Below are 25,197 nucleotides of genomic sequence, written 5' to 3'. Positions count from 1 at the left end.
GCCCGGGGCTCTCGACCAAATCCCCGCCCCGCCTTCGCCGCCTGCGCCCCCGGCTCCGCCTGCGCCACCCAGGGCGCCCGAACAGGGGGGCCTGCACATCTACAGCTCGACCGAGCCGCTCAGCGACGAACACCGCGCCGCCCTGGCCGCCGCCCGCGAAACGGCCGCCCGGGCTCGGGCCGTGGCCGCCGAGGCCCGCGCCCATGCGGCGGAAGCCCGGACAACGGCCCGGGCCCATGCAAACCTGTCCCGTCAGGCGGAGCGCACCGCTGCCCACGCCCGGGTCCTGGCGGAGCATGCGGCTCATGCCCGGGTCGATGCGGAAGAGATCCAGACCCGGGTCGCGCGCCAGATGGCGGAGGCCCGGGTGCAGATGCGCGTCGGGGCGGACCAGATGGAGGACGGCGCCCGGACCATGCGCGAGGAGGCCCGCAAGCTGCGCGATCCAGCCTATCGCGCCGAGCAGATCCAGCGCGCCCGCGAGCGGGGGCAGACCGTCACCGACCGGGAACTGCTGGACGCCATCCCGAAAATGGAAAGCGGCGCGGACCGCATGGAAGAGGGCGCCGCCCGCATGCGCACACAGGGCGCGGATCCGGGCTGAGGCGGCTGCCGCCCCTCGAGACGGGTTGAGGACTCCCGCCCTCTACGGCGTCCGCCCCGCCACCAGCACGTTCTGCACCCTGCGGCCCAGCGGGTCGCGCGAATGCCAGGTTTCGCCGACCGACGCCTCGATCAGCGTGGTGCAGAAGCGGGGCACCAGCATGAAGGGCCGCATATTGGTCAGGCAGACGCGATCGCCGCTCACCGACCACCGCGCCGCCAGGCGCCGGCCGTCGGAAAACTGGGCGGTATAGGTGCCGTCCGGATTGAACCAGTGCTTGACCCAGCCTCCGTCCGGGTAACGCGACACCACCGTATTGCCGAAGGCGGAATCCATGTCGGCCCGGGCGGAACCGGCCATCAGACATGCGACCGCAAGAGTCGCGACGCCGAGCGTACGCAGCATGCTTGTCCCTCAATCAACCCTTCCCGGGGCGGACTATTAACAAACGTTTAGGGAATGCCAAGCCCCGCTCCCGCCGTGCACGAATAGTTGACTCTGACGTGGGGACTTCTATATCCGGCCCACGTTCGGGACAGGACTGGCGAATCCGCGCCGCCCGCTCGCCCAGAGATTCAGGGCGGTTCCGCGACATCGCACGGCGGCCCGATGCGCGGGGCGTCCTTCTTCCAGTCCCAAGGACCTATGACCGAATTCTCCATGCTGGGCCTCTCGCCCACGACCCTCAAGGCGGTCGCTGACACCGGCTACACCACAGCCACCCCCATCCAGGCCTCTGCCATTCCGGTCGCCCTCGCCGGCCGCGACGTGCTGGGCATCGCCCAGACCGGCACCGGCAAGACCGCCGCCTTCACCCTGCCGATGATCGACCGGCTGTCGTCGGGCCGGGCCAAGGCCCGCATGCCGCGCGCCCTCGTCCTGGCCCCCACCCGTGAACTGGCCGACCAGGTCGCCTCGTCGTTCGAGAAATACGCCAAGGGCACCAAGCTGAGCTGGGCCCTGCTGATCGGCGGCGTCTCCATGGGCGACCAGGTGACCCTGCTGAACAAGGGCGTCGACGTCCTGATCGCCACCCCGGGCCGCCTGCTGGACCTGTTCGAGCGCGGCAAGGTCATGCTGAACGGCGTCGAGATCATGGTCATCGACGAAGCCGACCGCATGCTCGACATGGGCTTCATCCCCGACATCGAGCGCATCTTCAAACTGACCCCGCCGCGCCGCCAGACCCTGTTCTTCTCGGCCACCATGCCGCCCGAGATCACCCGGCTGACGACCCAGTTCCTCAAGGACCCGACCCGGCTGGAGGCCTCGCGTCCCGCCATGACGGCCGAGACCATCACCCAGTATCTGGTCCGCATCCCCTCCAGCGACCCCAAGGCGAAGCGCGCCGCCCTGCGGGCGCTGATCGGCCGCGCCGACGTGCGCAACGGCATCGTCTTCTGCAACCGCAAATCCGAAGTCGACGTGGTCGCCAAGTCGCTGAAACAGCACGGTTTCGACGCCGCGCCGATCCACGGCGACCTCGACCAGTCGCTGCGCATGAAGACCCTGGCCGCCTTCCGCTCGGGCGAGCTGAAACTGCTGGTCGCCTCCGACGTCGCCGCGCGCGGCCTCGACATTCCCGACGTCAGCCACGTCTTCAACTACGACGTCTCCCACCACGCCGACGACTACGTCCACCGCATCGGCCGCACCGGCCGCGCCGGCAAGCTGGGCCAGACCTTCATGATCGTCACGCCGGCGGATGACCGCTCGCTCGACAAGGTCCTGAAGCTGATCAAGATGGCCCCCGAGGAACTGGTCCTGGACGGCCTCGACTTCGCCCCCGGCACGTCCCGGCCGGTCCGCGACGGCGACCGCCCCGACAAGCCCGCCCGGGGCCGCAGCCGCGGCCCGCGCAGCGAGCCGAAGACGGACGCGGCTCCGGCCGCCCAGGCCGAACCCTCCCCGCCCGTTGAAGCCGTCGCCCCTGTCGAGCCTTCGGTCGAAGCCGCGGAACCCGCCGCCGCGCCGGCTGCCCGTCGCTCGCGCAGCCGCCGCAGCGCCAAACCCTCCGCTTCGGCTGGCGAAGCCCAGGCCGCCGCGCCCGGGCGCACCCCCGCCGAGCGCGCGCCCGTCACCGCTCCCGCCCCTGCACCGGCGAACCCGCCGTCGGATCGCCCCGTGCAGGAAACCCATCTGCGCCAGTCCGACCGTCGCGGCGACCGCGCCGACGCGCAGCCGGAACGCTCGAACGGCCGTCCGTTCGGCGAGGGCGACGTGCCCGCCTTCCTGCGCCGTCCCGTTTCGATCAAGGACTGAAATGCTCGCCGGTCTCCGGATCCGGCTCGCGATTTAACCCGTCGTTACAGAACCCCGTCCTAGCTTCGCGGCACAGGATCGCCGCGTCGGCTTGAGCCTGGGGAAGCGCGTATGACGGCCAAGGTCGAAACCACCCTGCGAAGTCCACAAGCCTATGGCCTCGCGCGTCGGGTCGTCGACGAGATGGAGGCCGCGGGCGTCTGGCCGACGCCGCAGAATTTCGAACTCTGGACCCATGCGCTCGGCGACCCCGAGGGGGTGCTGGCCGGCGAGATCCGGCGCATGCTCGCGGCGGCCGAGCCCTTTACCGAGGCCGTGACGGACATGCTGGCGGCCGAGCACCTGCCCCGCAGCCGCCTGACCGAGGAAATCCGCGACGCCGGCCGGGTGCTGGACCGCGAACTGTCCAGCGTCTCCAGCGTCATCGCCGAGGCGCACAGATCCCAGGCCGCCTATGGCCAGACCCTGGACCAGGCCGCCGACCGGATCGGGGCGGCGGCCGATGGCGACGGGCTCCAGACGATCGTCTCCGGCCTGACCACCGCTACCCGTCAGGTCCGGCATGAGACGGAATCGCTCGAAAGGAAACTGGAGGTCTCCACCCAGGAGGTGATCCGTCTGCGCCGGCACCTGGAAATGGTGCGCCGCGACGCCATGACCGACGCCCTGACCGAGCTCGCCAACCGCAAGGCCTTCGACGAACAGCTGGCCGCGGCCTGCGCCCACGCCGGGGCCGAGGGCGCCGCCCTGACCCTGGCCGTGATCGACATCGACTATTTCAAACGGTTCAACGACACTTGGGGGCACCAGACCGGCGACCAGGTCCTGCGCTACGTCGCCAGCGTCCTGGCCCGCGTGGCCGCCAATCCCCGCTTCGCCGCCCGCTACGGCGGCGAGGAGTTCGCCCTCATCTTCCCCTATGAGAGCGTGGCCGTCGTCGAAGCCGCGCTCGAGAACATCCGCACCGAGATCGCCTCCCGATCGCTGCGCCGCCGCTCCACCAATGACGAGCTGGGCGCCGTGACCGTGTCCGCCGGCTTCGCCGTCTGGCGAAGGGGCGAGAGCGCCTCGGCCTTCCTTGAGCGGGCCGACGCCGCCCTCTACGCGTCCAAGCGCGGCGGCCGCAACCGCGTCTCCTGCGCCGAACGGCTGCCCAAGGCGGCCTGAAAACCCTTTCACCCGGCCTTCCCCGTCCGCCGATTCACGCCATAGTCGCCGGATGCGCAGCCTTGCCTTCAATGTCGCCTATTGGCTCCTGTCGATCATCTACGCCTCGGCGGCGGCCTTCGCGGCCCTCGCGCCCGGACGCGGCGCGACCAGCTGGATCATCCGCCGCTATGTGAAGCGCATGGTCCAGGCCATGCGGCTGCTGGCCGGCATCCGGATCCAGGTGCGGGGCAAGGAGCGGCTGCCGACGGGCCCCTTCATCATCGCCTCGAAACACCAGAGCTGGGGCGACGGCTTCGCCACCTACGACCAGTTCGACGACCTGGCCTTCGTCACCGGCGACCACCTCGAGAAATTCCCGCTGCTGGGCACGGTCCTGCGCAAGCTGGGAGCCATCGTCGTCAACAACTGCGGCGGCCGCGAAGCGCGCGAGGCGCTGAAGGACCGCTCCGCCGACGCCCACGCCGCCGGCCGCAGGATCCTGATCTATCCCGAGGGCAATCTGGCGAAGGTCGGCGAGAAATTCCGCTACCGCTCGGGCGTCTGGCACATGTACCGCGACTTCGACATGCCGGTGGTCCCGCTGGCCACCAACCTCGGCCTGTTCTGGCCGCAGGAGGAATTCCGCAAGAACCCGGGCGTGGCGACGCTGGAATTCCTCGATCCCATTCCGACGGGACTGGGCAAGGACGAATTCCTGGCCCGGCTGGAGGCCGCCGTCGAAGGCAGGACGTCGGAACTGATCGCCGAGGCGACGGGCCAGCCCGTCACGCCGGCGGTGCAGGTGTCCGCGCCCGACGAAGTGGCGAGGGCGGCGAAGCTGGCGGCGGCCTAGGGTCTGGGTTTGGGCTTGCGCGGCTTCTTCGCCGCCGCCTTGCGAAGAGCGGCGTCGATCGACTGCCGGGCCCAGTCGACGGCCTCGTCCGGATCGTCCAGCGCGCTTTCCGGCAACGACCAGTAGGCCATCGCCATCACCTGCCCATCCTTCGTCGGATAGGTGAACTGCCGCGCGCCCGCGGCCTGCAGAACCGGCGCATTGGCCTCGTCCGCCTTCAGCCAGACCACGCCGTCGTCCAGCAGGGCGAAGATCAGGCCGTGGGAATAGACGGCCGCCCCGCCGAACATCCGCTTGATCTCGATCGGGCCCAGGGCGGCGATATGCTCGCGCACCCATTCGCCGAAGTCGGGATCGTAAGCCATCAGGCGGCCGGGATGACCGCGCCGTCGTATTTGGCGGCGATGAAGTCCTTGACCGCTTGGCTGCGCAGCATGGCCGCCAGCGCCGCGATCCGCGGGTCGGTCCGGTTGTCGGGCCGCGCCACCAGATAGTTCACATAGGGACTGTCGGCGCCCTCCAGCGCCAGGGCGTCCGTCTTCGGCTTCAGCCCGGCGTCCAGGGCGTAGTTGGTATTGATCACCGCCATGTCGACCTGGTCCAGCACCCGCGGCAGGGTCGCCGACTCCAGCTCGCGGAAGCGCAGGTTCTTCGGATTGTCAGCTATGTCGCGCAGGGTCTGCAGCGGATTGGCCGGATCCTTCAGCCGGACCAGGCCGGCCTTCTGCAGCAGGATCAGCGAGCGCCCGATCGACGAGGCGTCGTTCGGCACGGCCACCTCGGCCCCGTCGGGCAACTGGTCCAGCGAACGGAAGCGGCGCGAATAGGCGCCCAGAGGCTCGACATGCACGCCCGCCACCGTGATCAGATCGGCCCCGCGCGAGGCGTTGAACTCGTCCAGATAGGGCTTGGTCTGGAAATAGTTCACGTCCAGCCGGCGCTCCATCAGCTGGGTGTTCGGCTGGACGTAGTCGTTGAACACCTTGATCTCGATCTGCACGCCCTCGGCCGCCAGCAGCGGCTTGATATGCTCCAGGATTTCCGCGTGCGGCACGGCCGTGGCGCCCACGATCAGCGGCGCGTCCGCATCGGCCTTCTTCGCGGCGCCCTGCCCGCAGGCTGCGAGGACCAGCGAGGCGGCGGCGAGGGTCAGGAGCGAGCGGCGGATCATGGGCGGGCCTTTCGGGGGGAGCGATCAGCGGTGGGAAACGGAGGCGACCAGACGGTCGCCGAGCATCTGGAGAATCTGCACCAGCAGGAGCAGCAGCACCACCGTGACGACCATGACATCGGTCTGGAAGCGCTGGTAGCCGAAGCGGATGGCCAGATCGCCCAGACCGCCCGCGCCGACCACGCCGGCCATGGCGGTATAGGACACCAGGGCGATGGCGGTCACGGTCGCGCCGGCGATAATGCCGGGCATGGCCTCGGGCAGCAGGGCGCGGGTCACGATCTGCCAGGTCGAGCCGCCCATGGCCTGGGTCGCCTCGACCACCCCCTTGTCGACCTCCCGCAACGCCGTCTCGACCAGGCGCGCATAGAAGGGCGCGGCTCCGACGACCAGCGGCGGAATGGCGCCGGCCACGCCCAGCGAGGTCCCGACCAGCAGCACCGTCACCGGCAGCATGACGATCAGCAGGATGATGAAAGGCACCGACCGCAGGATGTTGACGATCAGCGACAGCAGGCTGTTCAGCACCGGATTGGCCGCCAGCCGCCCCTTGCCCGACAGGTACAGCAGCACGCCCAGCGGAATGCCGAACAGCACGGTCAGGACCATCGACCCGCCCAGCATCAGCAGGGTGTCCCGCGTCGCCCGGGCGATTTCGGGCCAGTCTATGTTGGCGAAGAAGGCGTCCATCACGCGGCCTCCCCCACGTTTTCCACGACCACGCCGCGCGCGGTCAGCTGCGCCACGGCGGCTTCCGCATCGCCCCCCGTGAAGGCCACGACCAGCTGGCCGTACGGCTCGCCGCGAATACGGCTGATTCGCCCCGACAGGATCGAATAATCCACCCCCACCGACCGCGCGACGCGGCTCAGTTCGGGCTCATAGGTCGAGCCGCCGCGGAAGGTCAGTTTCGCCAGCCGTCCGCCCGGCGGAACGTCGGCGGTCTCGAACCCTTCCTCGCCCTCGGCCAGCATGGCGCGGGTCGCAGCGTGTTTCGGATGCAGGAAGACGTCGGCCGTCGCCCCCTCCTCCACGACCCGCCCGTCCTTCAGCACCGCCACCCGGTCGCAGACGCGGCGCACCACCTCCATCTGGTGGGTGATAAGAACAATGGTCAGGCCCAGTTCCCGATTCAGCTGGTCCAGCAGGGTCAGGATTTCGTCGGTCGTCTCGGGATCCAGCGCGCTGGTCGCCTCGTCGCACAACAGCACGCCCGGCTCGCACGCCAGGGCGCGGGCGATGCCGACCCGCTGCTTCTGACCGCCCGACAGCTGCGCCGGATGTTTTCTCGCATGCTCGGACAGCCCCAGCTGCTCAAGCAGATCGGCCACCCGCCGGTCCACCTCCGCCGCCGGCCGGCCCTCCAGCCGCAGCGGGAAGGCCACGTTCTCGGCGATGGTCTTCGCGTTCAGCAGGTTGAAATGCTGGAAGATCATGCCGATCCGCCGCCGCGCCGCGCGCAGGTCCGACGGCGACAAGGCGGTCATCTCGCGCCCGTCCACGGTCACCGTTCCGGCATCCGGCCGCTCCAGCAGATTGATGGTCCGGATCAGGGTCGACTTGCCGGCTCCCGAGCGCCCGACCACGCCGAACACCTGGCCCGCCGCCACGGTCAGATCGACCGCATCCAGCGCCACGCGCTCGCCCGCCGCGCTGCGAAAGCGCTTGGTGACCCCTTCCAGCCGGATCATCAATCTGCGTCCAGCGCCTTTGCGGGAATGATGGTGACGCTCTCGCCGCAGCCGCAGGCGTCGGTCTGGTTCGGGTTCCGGAACACGAATTTCGACGCCAGCTTCGTCGTCTCATAGTCGATCTCGGACCCGATCAGGAACAGGATCGCCTTGGGATCGATCAGGATCGTCACGCCCTTGTCCTCGACCACCTCGTCCATCGGCTCGATCGTTTCGGCATAGGCGAAGGTGTATTCCTGACCCGCGCAGCCGCCGTTCTTCACCCCGACGCGCAGGGCGAGGTAGGGCTTCTCGGCCCCGTCCTTCCTGGGTTGGGCCATGATGTCGCGCACGCGTTCGGCCGCGGCCTCTGTCAGGCTGACCGCCTTGGGGCGCGGGCGGCGCGGGCGGGTCGTGGTCTGAAGCTCGGTCATGGCGTCCTCAGAACATGTTCAGGGCCAGTTTGGCCTCGTCGCTCATCTTCGACGGATCCCAGGGCGGATCGAACACCAGGGTGGCGCGGGCCGATTTGACGCCCTCGACCTTCTTCACCGCATCCTCGACCCAGCCCGGCATCTCGCCGGCCACGGGGCAGCCCGGAGCGGTCAGGGTCATCTCGATGGCCACGTCGCGGTCGTCGGACAGGTCGACCTTGTAGATCAGGCCCAGCTCATAGATGTCGACCGGGATCTCCGGGTCGTAGACCGACTTCAGCGCCTCGATGATGTCGTCGGTCATCCGGTCGATCTCGCCCTGGGCGAGGGCGCTCTTCTGCGGCGCGTCCCACGCTTCGGCGAAGGCCGCGCTGTCGGCGGTCGGGATTGTCGGGTCGCTCATGCGAAGAACTCACGGGCCTTGATCAGGGCGTCGGCGAAGGCGTCGGCGTCCTCGGGGGTGTTATATAGGGCGAAGCTGGCGCGGGCGCTCGACGTCAGGCCGAACCTTTTCGCCAGCGGCTCGGCGCAGTGCAGGCCCGCCCGCACGGCGACGCCGTAACGGTCCATCACCTGGGCGATGTCATGGGCGTGGGCGCCCTCGACCGTGAAGGTCAGGATGGCCCCCTTCCCCTCCGCCTCGCCGAAGACCTTCAGCCAGTTGACGCCCTCCAGCCGCTTGCGCGCATGGGCGTAGACGGCGCGCTCATGCGCCGCGACCGCGCCATGGTCGAACCGCGACAGCCATTCGATGGCCGCCCCCAGGCCGATGGCCTCGAGGATCGGCGGCGTCCCCGCCTCGAACCGGTGCGGCGGCTTCGCATAGGTGATCCGGTCCATAGCGACCGTCTCGATCATTTCGCCGCCGCCCTGATACGGCGGCAGGGCCTCCAGCGCCTCCGCCGTCCCGTACAGCGCCCCGATGCCGGTCGGGCCGTACAGCTTGTGGCCGGTGAAGGCGTAGAAGTCGCAGCCGATGGCCTGAACGTCCGGCGCCGCATGCACCGCGCCCTGGCAGCCGTCGATCAGCACCTGCGCCCCGACCGCATGCGCCATCTCCGTGATGGCCTGGACCGGATTGATGGTGCCCAGCACGTTCGACATGTGGGTGACCGCGACGACCTTCGTCCTCGGTCCCAGCAGGTCGGCATAGGCCGCCATGTCCAGCGATCCGTCGTCCAGCACCGGGATCCATTTGATCACCGCCCCGCGCCGCTCGCGCAGCATGTGCCAGGGCACGATGTTGGAGTGGTGCTCCATCTGGCTGACGATGATCTCGTCGCCCGGCTGGATGGACTGGCCGATCCCCGCCGCCACGAGGTTGATCGCCTCGGTCCCGCCCTTGGTCCAGACGATGTTCGACGACGCCTCCGCGTTCAGGAACCGCGCCACGCTGTCACGCGCCGCCTCGAAGGCCTCGGTCGTCTCGTTCGCCAGGGTGTGCAGGCCGCGATGGACGTTGGCGTAGCTGCCCTCCATGGTCGCGGTCATGGCGTCGATCACCGCCCGCGGCTTCTGCGCCGAGGCGGCCGAGTCCAGATAAACCAGCGGCCGGCCGTTCACCTGCCGCGACAGGATCGGAAACTGCGCACGGGCGGCATAGGGATCGAAGGTTTTCACAGGCGAGCCGTCAGCCATTCCCTCGCCACCTCCCGCGCGCCCTCGTGCCCGATCCGGTCGACGACCTCGATCAGAAAGGCCTCGGTCAGCAGGGCCCGCGCCTCGTCGGCCGGCAGGCCGCGCTGCTGCAGGTAGAACAGCGCCGCCTCGTCCAGATTCCCGACCGTGTTTCCGTGCGCGCACTGCACGTCGTCCGCGTAGATCTCCAGTTCGGGCTTGGCGTCCACCTCGGCCCGCTCGCCCAGGATCAGGGCGTGGTGGCCCATGCGCGCATCGGTGCCGTCGGCGCCGCGCTCGACCACGATCTTGCCCTGGAAGACGCCGCGCGCGGTATCGCGCACCACGCCCTTGGTCAGCTGGCTGGTCAGGCCGTCGGCGGCCACGTGATCGACCACCGAGGTCAGGTCGGCTTGCCGCTCGCCCGACAGCACATAGACCCCGTCCAGCCGCACGTCGGCGCCCTGGCCCCGGTGCGTCAGCTGCGTCTCCTGACGCTGCAGCTTCGCGCCCGTCGTCAGGATGGTCTGGCGATAGAGGCCGCCCGCCTCGACCTTCACCAGCGCCTGGGTGATCGAGATCGCATCTGCCGGCTCGTCGGCCAGAACCACCCGGGTCACCTCGGCGCCCCGCGCCACGTCCAGCTCCAGCCGGTTGTGCGCCACCCAGGCCGCCCCCTCGCCCTCATGCGTCTCCAGCAGCAGCAGCCTGGCCCCGGCCCGCACCGAGATGCGCGCCGTCAACGCATGCCCCGTCCCCTGCGCGCGCGAGATCAGCCGCAGCCGCACCGTCCTGTCGCCCGAGACCATCATCCGGGTCTCGCCCACGGGCCGGCCGTTGACGAACACCATGGCCTCGCCGCCCAGCGCCTCGAATGGTCCGCCGCCGGCAAGCGGCACCGTCGCCGACGGTGAAGGCGCCGGCGCCTCGCGCAGATGACGGCGCAGATCCGAATATTTCCACGCCTCGACCCGGCGCGAGGGGAAGCTGGAGGCCTCCTTCAGGTCGATGAGCGGCAGGGCGTTCACGCCGCCTCCAACGCATATTTGTCGTAGCCCTCGGCCTCGAGCTGGTGCGCCAGTTCCGGCCCGCCGGACGCCACGATCCGCCCACCGGCCAGAACATGCACCCGGTCCGGTTTGATGTAGTCCAGCAGTCGCTGATAATGGGTGATCACCAGCATGGCCCGCTCGGGGCTGCGCAGGGCGTTGACCCCGTCGGCGACGATGCGCAGGGCGTCGATGTCGAGGCCGGAATCGGTCTCGTCGAGGATCAGCAGCGACGGCTCCAGCAGGGCCATCTGCAGGATCTCCATCCGCTTCTTCTCGCCGCCCGAGAAGCCGACATTGAGCGGCCGCTTGAGCATGTCGAAATCCATCTTCAGCGCCGTCGACGCCGCCCGGACCAGCTTCAGGAAGGCGGGGGCCGAGACCTCCTCCTCGCCGCGCGCCCGCTTCTGGGCGTTCAGCGCCGTGCGCACGAAGGTCAGGGCCGGGACGCCGGGAATCTCGATCGGATACTGGAACGACAGGAAGACGCCCTTCGCCGCCCGCTCGGCCGGTTCAAGCGCCAGCAGGTCCTCGCCCTTCCACGAAACCCCGCCTTGCGTGGCCTCATAGCCCGGCCGCCCGGCCACGGCGTAGCCCAGGGTCGACTTGCCGGCCCCGTTCGGCCCCATGATGGCGTGCACCTCGCCCGCCGGAACGTCGAGCGTCAGCCCCTTGAGGATCGGCTTGTCGCCGACGGAGACGTGGAGGTTGTCAATCTTAAGCATCTGAACTTTCGTCACTCATTGTGGGGCTCGCCACCCAGTCGATTGCGAGTCCAGCATTCATGCGGCCAAGAGCGGAAATGGCATCCGGTCGAAAAGTCTTCCCCCGCTTGGACTGTTCAAGCGTGGCGTAGATCTCAATCTCGACGTCTCGGGCGACCAGCCCCGGCAGGCCCGGAGCCTGAGCCTCAAGCCGGCGGCTCAGAGCGATGATCGCTTCGTCCAGCGATAGCTTATCGGCCTCCGGAACCGCGAATGCGCAATAGGTGTCCTTGTAAGTCACCCCGTCGTCCGCAGCTCGAAGGTTCCGATGAAGCTGGCCGGCAGACCATTTCACTTTCGCGGGCTCTCCGACGACATCCTCCAGCAACTCTGCGGGTAGTGATGCGTGCCGGAGGCGAAGACTGACTGGTGTACCCGCCGTCACCCCACGCTCCCTTCCAGACTGATCGCCACCAGCTTCTGCGCCTCGACGGCGAACTCCATCGGCAGCTTCTGCATCACGTCGCGGACGAAGCCGTTGACCAGCAGGGCCACCGCCTCCTCCTGCGACAGGCCGCGCTGCTGCGCATAGAATAGCTGGTCGTCGGACAGGCGCGTGGTCGTCGCCTCGTGCTCCAGCTGGGCCGAGCCGTTGCGGGCCTCGATATAGGGCACGGTGTGCGAGCCGCACTCCTTGCCGATCAGCAGGCTGTCGCACTGGGTGAAGTTGCGCACCCCGGTCGCCTTGGGATGCACCGAGACCAGGCCGCGATAGGTCGAGTCCGATTTCCCCGCCGACACCGCCTTGGCGATGATCCGCGACTTCGAGTTCTTGCCCAGATGGATCATCTTGGTGCCGGTGTCGGCCTGCTGATGTCCGTTGGTGATGGCGATCGAATAGAATTCGCCCGAGCTGTCCTCGCCCTTGAGGATGCAGGACGGATATTTCCACGTCACCGCCGAGCCGGTCTCGACCTGGGTCCAGCTGACCTTCGACCGGTCGCCCCGGCAGTCCGCCCGCTTGGTGACGAAGTTGTAGATGCCGCCCTTGCCCTCGGCGTCGCCGGGGTACCAGTTCTGCACCGTCGAATATTTGATCTCGGCGTCGTCCAGCGCGACCAGCTCGACCACCGCCGCATGCAGCTGGTTCTCGTCGCGCATCGGCGCCGTGCAGCCCTCCAGATAGGAGCAGTAAGAACCCTTGTCGGCGATGATCAGGGTCCGTTCGAACTGGCCGGTGTTCGACGCATTGATGCGGAAATAGGTCGACAGCTCCATCGGACAGCGCACGCCCGGCGGAATGTAGACGAACGACCCGTCGCTGAAGACCGCGCTGTTCAGGGCCGCGAAATAGTTGTCCGAGACCGGAACCACCGACCCCAGATATTTGCGCACCAGCTCGGGATGCTCGCGCAGGGCCTCCGAGATGGGCATGAAGATCACCCCGACCTTGGCCAGCTCGGCCTTGAAGGTGGTGACCACCGAGACGCTGTCGAACACCGCGTCCACGGCGTATCGCGGCGCGCCCTCGACCCCCGCCAGCACCGCCTGCTCCTTCAGCGGGATGCCCAGCTTGGCGTAGACGGCCAGCAGCTCCGGATCGACCTCGTCCAGCGACTTGGGTCCATCCTTCTTCTTCGGCGCGGCGTAGTAGAACAGGTCCTGATAGTCGACCGGCGTATATTTCACCGACGACCAGGTCGGCTCCTCCATCGCCAGCCAGCGCTCATAGGCGGCCAGACGCCATTCCAGCATCCACTCGGGCTCGCCCTTCTTCTCGGAGATGAAGCGCACGATGTCGGCGTTCAGCCCCCTGGGCGCGAACTCGGTGTCGATCTCGGACGTGAAGCCGTGCTCGTATTTCTCGAGGGCCGCGACCGCGTCGATGGTCTGCTGGACGGCGGCCATCAGGCGTTTTCCTTCGACCGTGCGGCCGCCCGCTGGCGATGTTTGGCGTAGGCCTCGACCCAGGCCGCGGCGAACCGCTTCCAGTCGTCCTCGACCGTGCCCCAGCCGCCGGAGATGCGGATGCCGCCGGTCGCCTTGTCGATCTGACCCGTGGCCAGGATGGCGCGCGAGGGCTTGGTCTTGCCCGACGAACAGGCCGAGCCGGCCGAGACCATCAGCCCCATCAGATCCAGGGTGATCAGCTGCTGCGGGCTCTCCCAGTCGGACACGGCCATGAACAGGGTGTTGGGCAGCCGCTCGGCGCCCTCGCCGATGATGGTCGCCCCGGCCTGCTTGACGACCTTCTCGGCCGCATCGCGCCAGACGGCGTGGGCCTGGGCGTCCGGCAGGTCGCGCGCGGCGCAAACCGCGCTCATGCCGAAGCCGGTGATCCCCGGCACATTCTCGGTCCCGGCCCGCAGACCCCGCTCCTGCCCCGCCCCGTGCAGGATGCGCACGGCCTCGCGGCCCTCGCCCAGCACCAGGGCGCCGACGCCCTGCGGTCCGCCCAGCTTGTGCGCGGACAGGGTCAGGCTGTCGGCCCGCAGCTCGCGGATATCGACGGGGATCTTGCCCGCCGACTGGATGGCGTCGACGTGCAGCCAGCCGCCCGCCGCGCGGACCAGCCGCGCCGCCTCCACGATCGGCTGGATGACGCCGCTCTCGTTGTTGGCGTGATGGATGGCCACCACCGCCTTGCCCGGCTGGCCCAGCAGCTGCCGCAGCTTGTTCAGATCGACGACGCCGCGGGCGTCCACGGACAGCATCTTCACGGGCTTGCCCGAGGCCGCCGCCGCCTCGGCCACGCACGGATGCTCGGTCGCGCCGACGATCAGCCGTTCGCAGCCGGCCGCGATCGCGCTGATGATCGCCTGGGCGTTGGACTCCGTCCCGCCCGACGAGAACACCACCGACTGCGCATCGGCCCCGACCAGTTCGGCGACCTGGGCCCGCGCCGTCTCGATCCGCGCCCGCGCCCGCCTGCCGGCCGCATGCACCGCCGACGGATTGCCGTTGTCCGCGAGGGCCCTGGCCATCACGTCCTGAACCTCGGGCCGCACCAGACCCGAGGCGTTGTAATCAAGGTACACGGGGTTCACGCGGCTACTCCAACCTCGGCTTCGGTCGCGCGGCGGCGGACGCCGGTGCGGTTCATCACCACATCCTCCAGCGACACGCCGGCCAGATAGCGATGGATCTCGTCGCCCAGATCCTCCCACAGATTGTGGGTGATGCAGCGCTCGCCGGCCATCATGCAGCCCTTGGGCGACGAATGGCCGATGCAGCGGGTGGCGCGGATGGGCTCGTCGACCGCCAGCACGATCTCGGCGATCACCGTCTCCTGCGCCCCCTTGGCCAGGCGATAGCCGCCGCCGGGCCCCCGCACGCTCTGCACCAGACCGCTCTTGCGCAGCCGGGCGAACAGCTGTTCCAGATAGCTCAGGGAAATCTCCTGACGCGTCGCGATCTCGGCCAGCGACACGGCCCGGACCACGCCGTCGGCCTGCCCGTTCCTGGCCAGATCGGCCATCGCCATCACGGCGTATCGTCCCTTGGTCGACAGACGCATCGAGCACCTTCAAAAATCGCGCGCTTTTCGAGGGTCCTGTGCTAGAACCCGCGCCTTCGCAAAGGCGTCGACGCGCAAGCTGGACTTAGAAAGTCCTACCGCTGTGGTCAAGTATTACGCAGGTGCGAAACGACAGTTGAACACGGAATTCGCCGCATATGCCTGAAGTCATCCTGCCCGGCGCCTCTGGCCGTATCGAAGGCCGCTACTCGCCGGGCAAACGCCCGAACGCGCCGATCGCCCTGATCCTGCATCCGCATCCCAAGGCGAACGGGCATATGAACAACCCGGTCACCGTGACCCTGTACCAGCTGTTCCAGAAGCGCGGCTTCGCGACGCTGCGCTACAACAGCCGCGGCGTGGGCAAGTCGCAGGGCGAGTTCGACTCGGGCATCGGCGAGCTGGCCGACGCGGCCACCGCCCTGGACTGGCTGCAGGCCAACAACCCGGGTGCCTCCCAGACCTGGGTCGCCGGCTACCAGTTCGGCGCCTATATCGGCATGCAGCTGCTGATGCGCCGCCCCGAGACCGACGGCTTCATCTCGGTCTCGCCGCCGTCCAACATGTACGACTTCAGCTTCCTGGCCCCCTGCCCAGCCTCGGGCCTGTTCCTGCACGGCACGGCCGACACCGTCGTCCCGCCGGTCGAGGTCGAGCGCGTGGTCAACAAGCTGCGCACCCAGAAGGGCATCATCATCGACTACGAACTGGAAGAGGGCGCGACCCACTTCTGGCAGGATCATATCGACGCCGTCGAACGCCGCGTCGGGGCCTATCTGGACAAGCGGCTGGCCGAAAAGCCGGCCTGACACGGCCCCGGCAAGGCTCACCTCGCTTCTTTCGTCATCCTCCGGCAAGCCGCGCCTTCGCGGCGCAGACCGGGGGACCCCGCGGCGCGCGCGAGCGCGACCCTGTCGGGAGTGCATATGGGTGAGCCATCGCCTTCGCTACGCTTCGGCGCCGCTGGGTCCCCCGGTCTCGCTGCGCTCGCCGGAGGATGACGAAAGAACGAGAGGCCCGCTCAATACAGCAAATACGGCCGCCGCTCTTCCACCCACGCCGCCTCGTCCGGCCCGGCCAGCGCCTCCAGATCGGCCGGCGTCGCGGCCGGGTCGTCGACCCATTCGCGCAGCCCCGGCCCGCCGTTGATCACGTCGATGGCCAGCTTGTCGAAGACGTATTCGTACGGGAAGTCGCGCCACAGGGCGTAGTCCGGATACAGCCGCCGGATCGCCTTGAACCCCAGCGCCTGCAGCCGCCACGGCCGGAACGCCGCATGGTCATAGGCCGGGTCGTCGACATGGATCTGCACGCCATTGCAGAGCTTGCCGACATGCTTGTGGAAGGTCGGCTCGAACCAGCAGTCGCGCAGCCGGCAGCCCGCCAGCCACTGCGGCGCGAAGGCCTGCATCTCCGCGATCACCGCCGGCGCGTCGATATCCGGCGCCCCGAACAGCTCCAGCGGACGCGTCGTGCCCCGACCCTCCGACAGGGTCGTCCCCTCCAGCATCACCGTGCCGGCATAGGCCCGCGCCATCGACAGGTTCGCCGCGTTCGGGCTCGGGTTGATCCAGCTGCGTTCCCCGATCGGCCAGCCGAAGCCCGGCCCCTGATCCGGCGTCCAGCCCTCCATCTCGACGACGCGGTATTCCACATCCAGTTTGAAGTGGTCGATGAACCAGCGGCCCATCTCGCCCAGGGTCAAGCCGTGCCGCATCGGCATCGGCCCCGCCCCGACGAAACTCTCCCAGCCGGGCAGCAGGGTCGTGCCCTCGACGGGCCGCCCCGCGGGATTGGGCCGGTCCAGCACCCACACCGCCTTGCCGTGCTTCGCCGACTCTTCCAGCACGTACAGCAGCGTCGTCACGAAGGTGTAGATGCGGCAGCCCAGGTCCTGCATGTCGACCAGCAGGACGTCGAACGTTCCCATCGCCTGCCCGCTGGGCCGGCGCGTCTCTCCATACAGGCTGAACACCGGAATGCCGTGCCGAGGATCGGTGAAGTCCGGGCTCTCCATCATATTGTCCTGCAGGTCGCCCCGCATGCCGTGCTGCGGCCCGAACGCCGCTGTGACGGTCAGGTCGGGACAGGCCATCAGCGCGTCGAGCGAATGCGTCAGGTCCGCCGTCACCGAGGCCGGATGCCCCAGCAGGGCAACGCGCCTTCCCTTCAGCGCGGCGCGCAGCTCGGGCTCGGACAGAAGGCGGTCGATGCCGAATTTCATGAGCTACACTGGCCTCGGGTTGAGGGCGAACGAGTCGGGATGATGGAAGTCCGGCTTATCCGACGGATGGGCGAGCGCCCAGTACGACAAGCCGCCATCGATGTCCTCTATGACCGCAGACAGGCCGATGCGCTCGACAAAGGGCCAGTCCTTCCAATCGATCATGGCGTCCAGTTCGAAGGCGTCGCCGGTGCGCCCGGCTCGCATCACCCTGATCGGGCCTTCGAGATTCATCATGTTCTCGCGGTAGCCGGTGAATCCGTACGCAGCCCATTCGCCGGAGGGCGAGATGTTGAACTCGGCGTAGCGCCCATCCCGCAGGCGGGCGAAGACCTCGAAACAGGTGCTGCGCCAAAGCCCGTCGGTCCGGCCGGCGTCCGACGCCGCACCGACCGGAGCCCCGGCCTTGCCGGCCAGTTGCAGCAGGGTCGCTTCCGCGAATTCAAGCTGACGCCTCGCATGGATGCGGGCGATCGACTTTGATGGTTCAGGCACAAGCACCCGGTCGCCGAAGCCGGCCAGGCGGAAGGTGACGAACACATAGCTGCGGCCTTCGATATTGACGGAAGCATGGATCGACCTTCCGGGCCGATCGGGCGTTTCGTCATATGGGCGCAGGACAGCATTCAGAATCATCAGTGGCCGCTTCGGTTCGCCTCGGCAGACGACCGTGCTACACGCCCCTTCCCTCCCAAGCCAAGCCTGATCCGATGACCGACGCTCCCTTCCAGTCCGACTTCCTGCGCACCCTTCAGGCGCGCGGCTACATCCATCAGATCACCCACCCGGCCGAGCTCGACGCCGCGGCCGCCGCGGGCGTGGTCACCGGCTACATCGGCTTCGACGCCACCGCCCCCTCGCTGCACGTCGGCAGCCTGATCCAGATCATGATGCTGCGCCGTCTCCAGCAGGCCGGCGGCAAGCCGATCGTCCTGATGGGCGGCGGCACGACCAAGGTCGGCGACCCGACCGGCAAGGACGCCTCGCGGCCCCAGCTGACCGACGAGACCATCCAGTCGAACATCGCCTCCATCCGGACGGTGTTCGAGAAATTCCTCACCTTCGGCGACGGCCCGACCGACGCCGTCATGCTGGACAACGACCAGTGGCTGTCGGGCTACGGCTACATCCAGTTCCTGCGCGAATACGGCACGCATTTCACGATCAACCGGATGCTCGCCTTCGACTCGGTCAAGCTGCGGCTGGAACGCGAACAGCCGATGACCTTCCTCGAGTTCAACTACATGCTGATGCAGTCGGTGGACTTCCTGGAGCTGAACCGCGCCCGCGGCTGCACCCTGCAGATGGGCGGCTCGGACCAGTGGGGCAACATCGTCTCGGGCGTCGACCTGGTCCGCCGCGTCGACCACAAGGCCGCCTTCGGCCTGACCACCCCCCTGCTGACCACCGCCTCGGGCGGCAAGATGGGCAAGACCGCCCAGGGCGCGGTCTGGCTCAACGCCGAACAGCTGTCGCCGTATGACTACTGGCAGTTCTGGCGCAACGTCGACGACGCCGACGTGGGCAAATTCCTGCGCCTGTTCACCGACCTGCCGCTGGACGAGATCGCCCGGCTGGAGGCGCTGGAGGGCGCCGGCATCAACGACGCCAAGAAGACCCTCGCCGACGCGGCCACCACCATGCTGCACGGGGCCGCCGCCGCCGCCGCCGCCCGCGAAACAGCGGAAAGCGCGTTTGAGCGGGGCGTTGCAACGGACGGCCTGCATACTGAAGACATGCCTTGGGCAGGTACGCCTGATGAGCAGGAGAGAAACGAAGGCCAGCCCTTCTCTCAACGTCGCGCTGAAGCCCTGCTCAAATGGTCGGGCCTGTCTCCATCGATCGGTCAGGCTCGCAAGAAGATCGAGAACGAGGGCGTCTGGATCAATGACGAGCTCGTGCGTGACCCGGCGCGACTGTTCTCTCTGGATCAGGTCGACCCGGAACTGGGCGCGTTCAAGGTTCGACTGGGGAAACGTGGGCAGATCGTCCTCGTCCGCCCCCACTAACTCCATCCGCTCATCCCGACGAAAGCCGGGACCCAGTGCTTTGGGCGATCGGTGAATTAGGCGAGCCGCGCCGTCGAGCCAGCGCGGCGACACGAAAGAACTGGGTCCCGGCTTTCGCCGGGATGAGCGGAGAGTGGAATGGCTGAAGTCGTTGAAGGTCAAAAAGCCCCCGCATTCGACATGGCGACTGACGGCGGCGGCCGCGTCTCGCTGGCCGGGCTCAAGGGCAAACCGGTCGTCCTCTACTTCTACCCCAAGGCCGACACCCCGGCCTGCACCACCGAGGGCCAGGACTTCTCGGCCCTCGCCGATGACTTCGCCGCCGCCGGCGCCGTGGTCATCGCCGTCTCGCGCGATCCGGTGCGCAAGCTCGACCGGTTCAAGGCCAAATACGATCTGAAGATCGTCCTCGCCTCCGACGAGCCCGGGGATGTGACCGACCGCTGGAGCGTCTGGGTACAGAAGAAGCTCTACGGCCGCGAGTATATGGGCGTCGAACGCTCCACCTTTCTGATCGACGGCGCGGGCATCGTCCGACGGGTCTGGCGCAAGGTGTCAGTCAAGGGGCATGCCGCCGAAGTCTTGGCGACCGTTCAATCGCTCTGATCACGGACGTTTCTCTGCAACCACAGATGTACCATCCGTTTCATAGATTCGCGCGCTCGCCTCCCAAGCGAATTTCTGCCCCGAATACGGTCTTCATTCCCGCGAAACCGGGTTATCGTGGTTAACAAAGCGTGAAGAGACTTGTCGGCCCCGCCTCGCCTGGCGCATAAACCCCGCCGTACGTGGGGGCGTTGCGTGATGACCGAACACGAGCCGACCGTCAGGCGGTCTCTGATCGGAAAGTGGTTTCCGACCCGATATCTGTATCTGCGCGACGGCGACGCCGTACGCGCCTGGGCGCTGACGCCCGGAAAACAGGTCATGGCCGCCGCGGCGGCCGTCCTGATCGGCGGCTGGACCCTTGCGGCGTCCGGCAGCCTGGTCGTCGACCTGGTGGCGCAAAGCCAGTCCGATCGCACGGTCGCCCGGGCCCGCGCCGCGTCGGAGCGGATGAACGCCGACCTGCAGGCGCGGCTGGACAGCGCGGTCGTGCGCATGACCGCCACGACCGGCTCGCTCGACGAGATGGCGCAGATGGTCGAACGCCGGCACGCCGCCCTGACCCAGGTCATGGGCATGTTCCGCGGTGTCGAGGGCGCCCAGGCGGCCCTGCGCCCCGCGATCGCGCCCGACCCGGCCCGAACCTCGCCCGTCCAGCGCATGATCGCCGTCCGCATGGATCAGGAGCGGTTGATCGCCCGGGCCGAGAACGAGGCCCGCACCCGGGCCGAACGTCTGCGGCTGGCCTTCCGTCTCGCCGGCCTCAACCCCGCCGCCTACGCACCGCATGACGCGGCCTTGGGCGGTCCGCTGGTGGAGGCGCGGGACCCGCGCGCCCTCGCCGCCGTGCTGGACGTCGACGAGGCCTTCGCCGTTCGCATCCGTCATGCCGCCGACGATCTTTCGGAGATGAGGACCCTGGCCAGTGCGGCCGAGAACATGCCCTTCCGGCGCCCGACTCCGGCGCGCACCACCTCGGGCTTCGGCGTCCGGTTCGACCCGTTCAACGGCCGCCCCGCCCTGCATCAGGGTCAGGATTTCGCGGCCCCGCTCAACACGCCGATCCACGCTCCGGCTCCCGGAATCGTGTCTTTCGTCGGCGTGCGTTCAGGGTATGGCAAGACCGTTGAGATAGATCATGGCCGAGGTTTCAAGACCCGCTACGCTCATCTAAACGCCACGGCGGTGACGCCCGGCCAGCGCATCGCACTGGGCCAGCGCATCGGCGCCATGGGAACCACAGGACGTTCCACGGGCGTCCACCTGCACTACGAAGTGTGGATGGACGGCCGCCCGCAAAACCCCGCCCGCTTCATGAGAGCCGGAGATCAACTTGTTCAACAAGACTAAGTCCCCCGTCCCGCCGCCCCAGCCGCGCGCCAACAGCGGCTCGGCCATTCCGCCCCTGCCCGACCTGCCGACGCCCGGCGGTCCCGCCGCTGCGTCGAAGTCCGCCTCGCCCGCCCCGGCGAGCCAGCGCGGCCTGTCGACCCTGTCGTCCGACCTCCAGTTCGAGGGCAACATCACCGGCGGCGGCGACCTCCAGATCGACGGGGCCATCAAGGGCGACGTCCGCGTCGGCCGTCTGATCGTCGGCGAGACCGGCGCGGTCGAGGGCAATGTCTCGGGCGACTATGTCGAGGTCCGCGGCCGCATCGTCGGCGCCATTTCGGGCAAGCAGGTCAAGCTGCTCGCCACGGCCTATGTCGACGGCGACATCACCGCCGAACAGATGTCGATCGACATCGGCGCCTATTTCCAGGGCCGCGTCCTGCAAGGCCGCCGCGAGGCTCCGGCTCCGACCGCCGCGCCCCGTCCGGCCGCGCCCGAACCGGCGCCGCAGATCATCGACATGAAGCCGGGCGCGTAACGCAAACCTCCCTCCCCCTCGGGGGAGGGTCGTCGCAAGGCGACGGGGTGGGGGCGGCTCGAAAGGGTCGCCCCTTTTCCCTGGCCGGCCCCACCCGGCTTCGCTTCGCTCAGCCACCCTCCCCGAACGGGGAGGGAGACGGCCTACTCCACCGTGCTGCCCCGCGTCTCGCCCACCCGGGCCGCCAGCGCCGCCCCCATGAAGGCGTCCAGATCGCCGTCCAGAACGCCCTGGGTGTCCGAGGTCTCGACGTTCGTCCGCAGGTCCTTGACCATCTGGTACGGCTGCAGGACGTAGGACCGGATCTGGTGACCCCAGCCGATGTCGGTCTTGGCGTCGGCCACGGCCTGGGCCGCCGCCTCGCGCCGCTGCAGCTCCAGCTCGTACAGCCGCGCCCGCAGCATCTTCCACGCCTGTTCGCGGTTCTGGTGCTGCGACCGGCCGGCCTGGCAGGCCACCACGGTGTTGGTCGGAATATGCGTCAGACGCACCGCAGAGTCGGTCTTGTTGATGTGCTGCCCGCCCGAGCCCGAGGCGCGATAGGTGTCGGTGCGCACGTCGGACGGATTGATGTCGATCTCGATGGCGTCATCCACCACCGGCGACACCCCGATCGAGGCGAACGAGGTGTGCCGCTTCGCGGCGGCGTCATAGGGGCTGATCCGCACCAGCCGGTGCACGCCCGATTCCGACTTCAGCCAGCCATAGGCGTTGGGCCCGCTGATCAGGATCGTCGCCGACTTGATCCCGGCCTGTTCGCCCGATTCCTCGGCCTCGATCTCGACCTCATAGCCGTGCGCCCTGGCCCAGCGCGAATACATGCGCAGCAACATGCCGGCCCAGTCGTTGGACTCGGTCCCGCCGGCGCCGGAGTTCACTTCCAGATAGGCGTCGTTGCCGTCGGCCTCGCCGGACAGCAGGGCCTCCAGCTCGGCGCGGGCGGCCCGGTCCTTGATGGCCTTCAGCGCCGCCCGCGCCTCCTCGAGGGTGGCTTCGTCGCCCTCCTCATCGGCCATTTCGGACAGCATGACGCCCTCCTCCAGACCGGTTTCCATCTGGCGGACGGTGTTGATCTGGGTCTCGAGGCGCGAGCGGTCGCGCGACACGGCCTGGGCGGCCTCGGGGTCGTTCCACAGCGTCGGGTCCTCGACCCGCGCGTTCAGCTCATCGAGTTTTCGAAGCGCGACATCCCAGTCAAAGACGCCTCCTGAGCAGAGCGATGCTCTGCTCGATGTCGGCCTTCATGGCCTCGACATCCGGTCTCATCGCGAACTCCTGCGATTCCAAAAAGGGAACGGCGCGCCCGAAAAGCAGGCGCGCCGTCGATGTGTCTACCTAGAGGGTCAATAGAGTCCGCTCAAGTCCTCCGCCGGTTCCTTCTTCGGCGGCGGCGGCGTCGCGGTCGGTGGCGGGGCGGAGGTGGCCGGAGGCGCGTCCGGACCCTCGATTTCGCGGCGGATGACGTCGTTGTAGTTCTGGGGACCCGTGGGAATCTGCTCCGTCGGCGCGCGCTGCTCCTCCTCGCGGCGGCGTTCGGTGCCGGGGCGGAAGGCTTCCTCGATGCCGTTGACGGTGCGGAAGACAGCGTTGCGGGGCCGCACGAACGGCCGGGCCGGACGCTCGCGCAGGGCCACGCGCATGAAGTCGGTGAACACCGGCACCGGCCCCGTCGCCCCCGTCTCGCCCGAACCCAGCGGCCGGTTGTCGTCGAAGCCGATGAAGACCCCGACCACGATGTCGGACGAGAAGCCGACGAACCATGCCGAACGGTATTCGTTGGTCGTGCCCGTCTTGCCGCCGACGTACGGTCCCAGGCTGGCGGCGCTGGCGGCCGTGCCGCGCCGGACCACCCCCTCCAGCATCGAGCTCATCTGATAGGCGGTGATGGGGTCGATCACCTGGGTCCCGCGCTGTTCGAGGCGCGGCGACTCCTGGCCGGTGAACGGCCGGCCGCAATCGCGGCAGCGGCGCGGATCGGCGCTGAAGATGGTCTCGCCGTCGCGGTCCTGGACCATTTCGATCAGATAGGGATCAACCCGCCGCCCGCCGTTGACGAAGGCGGCGTAGGCGGCCGTCAGCCGGTACGGCGTCGTCTCCCCGGCCCCCAGCGACACCGACAGATTGGGCTGCAGGTCGTCGGCGACCCCCATCTTCTTCGACAGGTCCACGACGTTGCGCATGCCGATGGCCTGGGCCAGCCGCACGGTCATGACGTTGCGCGACAGCTCCAGCCCCCGCCGCAGCGTCTGCGGACCATAGTATTCGCGGCTGTAGTTCTCGGGCGTCCAGCGTTCCCCGTTGCGTCCTCCGGCGAAGCTGATGGGCGCGTCCAGAACGATCGACGCCGGCGTGTAGTCGCCTTCCAGCGCCGTCGCATAGACGAAGGGCTTGAACGCCGAGCCCGGCTGGCGCTTCGCCTGGGTGGCGCGGTTGAAACTGGACAGGGCGTAGGAATAGCCGCCGACCATGGCCAGCACCCGGCCCGACTGCGGCTCGATGGCGACCAGGGCGCCGTTGACCCGCGGCACCTGTTTCAGGGCGTATTGCCCGCCCTGGGCCTCGACGAAGATCAGATCGCCGCGCTTCAGCGGACGGTTGGCGTTGGCCCAGGCCGCGTCCGCCGCGATCAGATAGCCGGTCCGGTCGCCACGGGCGGTGCGGATGCGCACGCTGTTGCCCGCGGCGTTCTCAACCGCGGCGGCCTCCCACGCCCGGCGCTCGGGCGGACGCTGGCCGCGCACGGCCGTCTCGCGCCAGCCCTCGGCGAAGTCGGTCGTGCCCCACGGCCCGCGCCAGCCATGCCGGCGGTCATAGTTCTCCAGTCCCTTCATCAGGGCGTCGCGCGCCGCCGACTGCAGCTCGGGGTCCAGCGTCGTGCGCATATAGTAGCCGCCGCGATTGACCTCTTCCTTGCCGAAGCGGGCGATGGCCTGACGGCGGGCCTCCTCGACGAAGAAGTCCGCATCGGCGTACTGCGCCCGGCGCGGCGCGTCCTGGGTCGTCAGCGGCCGGGCCCGGGCGGCGACCAGATCCGCGTCGCTCAGCCAGCCGCTCTGGTTCATCTCGCCCAGCACCCAGTCGCGCCGGCCCTTGGCGGCGCCCGGATGACGTTTGGGGTGATAATTGTTCGGCCCCTTGGGCAGGGCCGCCAGAAACGCCGCCTCATCCGGCGTCAGCTGACTCAGCGACTTGCCGAAATAGTTGTAGGCCGCCGCCGCCACCCCGAACGAGCGATACCCCAGAAAGATCTCGTTCAGATACAGCTCGAGAATCTGCTGCTTGGTCAGCGTCGCCTCCAGCCGGTTGGCCAGGATGGCTTCCTTGACCTTGCGGTTGACGCTGGTCTCGTTGGTCAGCAGGACGTTCTTGGCCACCTGCTGGGTGATGGTCGAGCCGCCCTCCAGCCGCCGTCCCGTGGCCGCGTTGAACACATTCTTGAACATGGCCCGGCCCAGCCC

At 68.5% G+C, this 25,197-nt stretch carries 26 protein-coding genes and 1 pseudogene; 9 read left to right on the top strand and 18 right to left on the bottom strand.

Annotated elements, in window-relative coordinates; genetic code table 11:
• A pseudogene (locus VN378_RS05650) lies at positions 1 to 604 on the top strand (peptidase M56); the annotation flags it as partial.
• A 42-nt stretch (positions 605 to 646) separates the two neighbouring features.
• Here VN378_RS05650 and VN378_RS05645 read toward each other — a convergent pair.
• Entirely contained in the window at positions 647 to 1,009 is a 363-nt protein-coding gene (locus tag VN378_RS05645; RefSeq protein WP_325741804.1) for a hypothetical protein, read from the bottom strand.
• Between the two features lie 240 nt (positions 1,010 to 1,249).
• On the opposite strand from VN378_RS05645, the gene VN378_RS05640 reads away from it, so the two are divergent.
• From VN378_RS05640 to VN378_RS05630, 3 genes are all read left to right on the top strand, one after another.
• Positions 1,250 to 2,866, top strand: coding sequence for a DEAD/DEAH box helicase (locus VN378_RS05640; protein WP_325741802.1), 1,617 nt, complete (start codon positions 1,250 to 1,252; stop codon positions 2,864 to 2,866).
• Positions 2,867 to 2,977: 111 nt separating this feature from the next.
• Positions 2,978 to 4,033: a GGDEF domain-containing protein gene (locus VN378_RS05635; RefSeq protein WP_325741800.1), complete on the top strand. Its 1,056-nt coding sequence runs from the start codon at positions 2,978 to 2,980 to the stop codon at positions 4,031 to 4,033.
• A 52-nt stretch (positions 4,034 to 4,085) separates the two neighbouring features.
• Positions 4,086 to 4,868 carry a lysophospholipid acyltransferase family protein gene (locus VN378_RS05630; RefSeq protein WP_325741798.1) on the top strand — a complete coding sequence of 261 codons (783 nt, stop codon included), beginning with the start codon at positions 4,086 to 4,088 and terminating at the stop codon, positions 4,866 to 4,868.
• Here the strand turns inward: VN378_RS05630 and VN378_RS05625 are convergent.
• From VN378_RS05625 to VN378_RS05565, 13 genes are all read right to left on the bottom strand, one after another.
• Entirely contained in the window at positions 4,865 to 5,233 is a 369-nt protein-coding gene (locus VN378_RS05625; RefSeq protein WP_325741796.1) for a TfoX/Sxy family protein, read from the bottom strand. The two genes, VN378_RS05630 and VN378_RS05625, sit on opposite strands and share 4 nt — an antisense overlap.
• On the bottom strand, positions 5,233 to 6,039 hold the full coding sequence (locus tag VN378_RS05620; RefSeq protein ID WP_325741794.1) for a MetQ/NlpA family ABC transporter substrate-binding protein: 807 nt from the start codon (positions 6,037 to 6,039) through the stop codon (positions 5,233 to 5,235). Before VN378_RS05620 ends, VN378_RS05625 begins: the two co-directional genes overlap by 1 nt.
• 24 nt (positions 6,040 to 6,063) lie before the next feature.
• Positions 6,064 to 6,729 carry a methionine ABC transporter permease gene (locus VN378_RS05615; RefSeq protein WP_325741791.1) on the bottom strand — a complete coding sequence of 222 codons (666 nt, stop codon included), beginning with the start codon at positions 6,727 to 6,729 and terminating at the stop codon, positions 6,064 to 6,066.
• Positions 6,729 to 7,730: a methionine ABC transporter ATP-binding protein gene (locus tag VN378_RS05610; RefSeq protein ID WP_325741789.1), complete on the bottom strand. Its 1,002-nt coding sequence runs from the start codon at positions 7,728 to 7,730 to the stop codon at positions 6,729 to 6,731. The genes VN378_RS05615 and VN378_RS05610 overlap by 1 nt, the downstream gene beginning before the upstream one ends.
• Positions 7,730 to 8,143 carry an iron-sulfur cluster assembly accessory protein gene (locus VN378_RS05605; protein WP_325741787.1) on the bottom strand — a complete coding sequence of 138 codons (414 nt, stop codon included), beginning with the start codon at positions 8,141 to 8,143 and terminating at the stop codon, positions 7,730 to 7,732. The genes VN378_RS05610 and VN378_RS05605 overlap by 1 nt, the downstream gene beginning before the upstream one ends.
• A 7-nt stretch (positions 8,144 to 8,150) precedes the next feature.
• Positions 8,151 to 8,546 carry an SUF system Fe-S cluster assembly protein gene (locus VN378_RS05600; RefSeq protein ID WP_325741785.1) on the bottom strand — a complete coding sequence of 132 codons (396 nt, stop codon included), beginning with the start codon at positions 8,544 to 8,546 and terminating at the stop codon, positions 8,151 to 8,153.
• On the bottom strand, positions 8,543 to 9,781 hold the full coding sequence (locus VN378_RS05595; RefSeq protein ID WP_325741783.1) for a cysteine desulfurase: 1,239 nt from the start codon (positions 9,779 to 9,781) through the stop codon (positions 8,543 to 8,545). The genes VN378_RS05600 and VN378_RS05595 overlap by 4 nt, the downstream gene beginning before the upstream one ends.
• Positions 9,760 to 10,788, bottom strand: coding sequence for a Fe-S cluster assembly protein SufD (gene sufD, locus VN378_RS05590; RefSeq protein WP_325741781.1), 1,029 nt, complete (start codon positions 10,786 to 10,788; stop codon positions 9,760 to 9,762). Before sufD ends, VN378_RS05595 begins: the two co-directional genes overlap by 22 nt.
• Entirely contained in the window at positions 10,785 to 11,534 is a 750-nt protein-coding gene (sufC, locus tag VN378_RS05585) for a Fe-S cluster assembly ATPase SufC (protein ID WP_325741779.1), read from the bottom strand. The genes sufD and sufC overlap by 4 nt, the downstream gene beginning before the upstream one ends.
• Positions 11,527 to 11,814 carry a hypothetical protein gene (locus VN378_RS05580; protein WP_325741777.1) on the bottom strand — a complete coding sequence of 96 codons (288 nt, stop codon included), beginning with the start codon at positions 11,812 to 11,814 and terminating at the stop codon, positions 11,527 to 11,529. Before VN378_RS05580 ends, sufC begins: the two co-directional genes overlap by 8 nt.
• Positions 11,815 to 11,954: 140 nt before the next feature.
• Positions 11,955 to 13,421, bottom strand: coding sequence for a Fe-S cluster assembly protein SufB (gene sufB, locus VN378_RS05575; RefSeq protein WP_325741775.1), 1,467 nt, complete (start codon positions 13,419 to 13,421; stop codon positions 11,955 to 11,957).
• Positions 13,421 to 14,560: a cysteine desulfurase family protein gene (locus tag VN378_RS05570; RefSeq protein WP_325741773.1), complete on the bottom strand. Its 1,140-nt coding sequence runs from the start codon at positions 14,558 to 14,560 to the stop codon at positions 13,421 to 13,423. The genes sufB and VN378_RS05570 overlap by 1 nt, the downstream gene beginning before the upstream one ends.
• Positions 14,557 to 15,030: an Rrf2 family transcriptional regulator gene (locus VN378_RS05565; RefSeq protein ID WP_325741771.1), complete on the bottom strand. Its 474-nt coding sequence runs from the start codon at positions 15,028 to 15,030 to the stop codon at positions 14,557 to 14,559. The genes VN378_RS05570 and VN378_RS05565 overlap by 4 nt, the downstream gene beginning before the upstream one ends.
• A 158-nt stretch (positions 15,031 to 15,188) precedes the next feature.
• Between VN378_RS05565 and VN378_RS05560 the strand changes: the two genes are divergently transcribed.
• The gene (locus tag VN378_RS05560; protein WP_325741770.1) at positions 15,189 to 15,839 is read left to right on the top strand and encodes an alpha/beta hydrolase; all 651 of its coding nucleotides are present in this window, start codon (positions 15,189 to 15,191) and stop codon (positions 15,837 to 15,839) included.
• Positions 15,840 to 16,051: 212 nt separating this feature from the next.
• Here the strand turns inward: VN378_RS05560 and VN378_RS05555 are convergent, their stop codons facing one another.
• Together VN378_RS05555 and VN378_RS05550 are read right to left on the bottom strand one after the other, a co-directional pair.
• Positions 16,052 to 17,254, bottom strand: coding sequence for a DUF1343 domain-containing protein (locus VN378_RS05555; RefSeq protein WP_325741769.1), 1,203 nt, complete (start codon positions 17,252 to 17,254; stop codon positions 16,052 to 16,054).
• Between the two features lie 3 nt (positions 17,255 to 17,257).
• Complete coding sequence (locus tag VN378_RS05550) at positions 17,258 to 17,890, bottom strand: DOMON-like domain-containing protein (protein WP_325741767.1); 633 nt, start codon at positions 17,888 to 17,890, stop codon at positions 17,258 to 17,260.
• Between the two features lie 74 nt (positions 17,891 to 17,964).
• Here VN378_RS05550 and tyrS point away from each other — a divergent pair, with 74 nt between their 5' ends.
• From tyrS to VN378_RS05530, 4 genes are all read left to right on the top strand, one after another.
• Positions 17,965 to 19,263, top strand: coding sequence for a tyrosine--tRNA ligase (gene tyrS, locus VN378_RS05545; protein WP_325741765.1), 1,299 nt, complete (start codon positions 17,965 to 17,967; stop codon positions 19,261 to 19,263).
• Positions 19,264 to 19,401: 138 nt separating this feature from the next.
• The gene (locus VN378_RS05540; protein WP_325741763.1) at positions 19,402 to 19,869 is read left to right on the top strand and encodes a peroxiredoxin; all 468 of its coding nucleotides are present in this window, start codon (positions 19,402 to 19,404) and stop codon (positions 19,867 to 19,869) included.
• A gap of 198 nt (positions 19,870 to 20,067) precedes the next feature.
• Positions 20,068 to 21,219: a peptidoglycan DD-metalloendopeptidase family protein gene (locus VN378_RS05535; RefSeq protein ID WP_325741761.1), complete on the top strand. Its 1,152-nt coding sequence runs from the start codon at positions 20,068 to 20,070 to the stop codon at positions 21,217 to 21,219.
• Complete coding sequence (locus tag VN378_RS05530) at positions 21,203 to 21,739, top strand: polymer-forming cytoskeletal protein (RefSeq protein ID WP_325741759.1); 537 nt, start codon at positions 21,203 to 21,205, stop codon at positions 21,737 to 21,739. The genes VN378_RS05535 and VN378_RS05530 overlap by 17 nt, the downstream gene beginning before the upstream one ends.
• A gap of 143 nt (positions 21,740 to 21,882) precedes the next feature.
• Here VN378_RS05530 and prfB read toward each other — a convergent pair.
• Positions 21,883 to 23,005, bottom strand: a protein-coding gene (prfB, locus tag VN378_RS05525) for a peptide chain release factor 2 (protein ID WP_325741757.1) whose coding sequence is annotated in 2 segments (ribosomal slippage) — positions 21,883 to 22,935 and positions 22,937 to 23,005 — 1,122 coding nt in all. Because the reading frame shifts where the segments join, the coding sequence is not laid out codon by codon here.
• 77 nt (positions 23,006 to 23,082) lie between these two features.
• On the bottom strand, positions 23,083 to 25,197 hold a 2,115-nt coding region (locus VN378_RS05520; protein ID WP_325741755.1), incomplete at its 5' end, for a PBP1A family penicillin-binding protein.

Source organism: Brevundimonas sp., assembly GCF_035561115.1.
Classification (GTDB): domain Bacteria; phylum Pseudomonadota; class Alphaproteobacteria; order Caulobacterales; family Caulobacteraceae; genus Brevundimonas.
The sequence above is the reverse complement of the archived record's forward strand: the minus strand, read 5'-3'. Positions and strand labels throughout refer to the sequence as shown.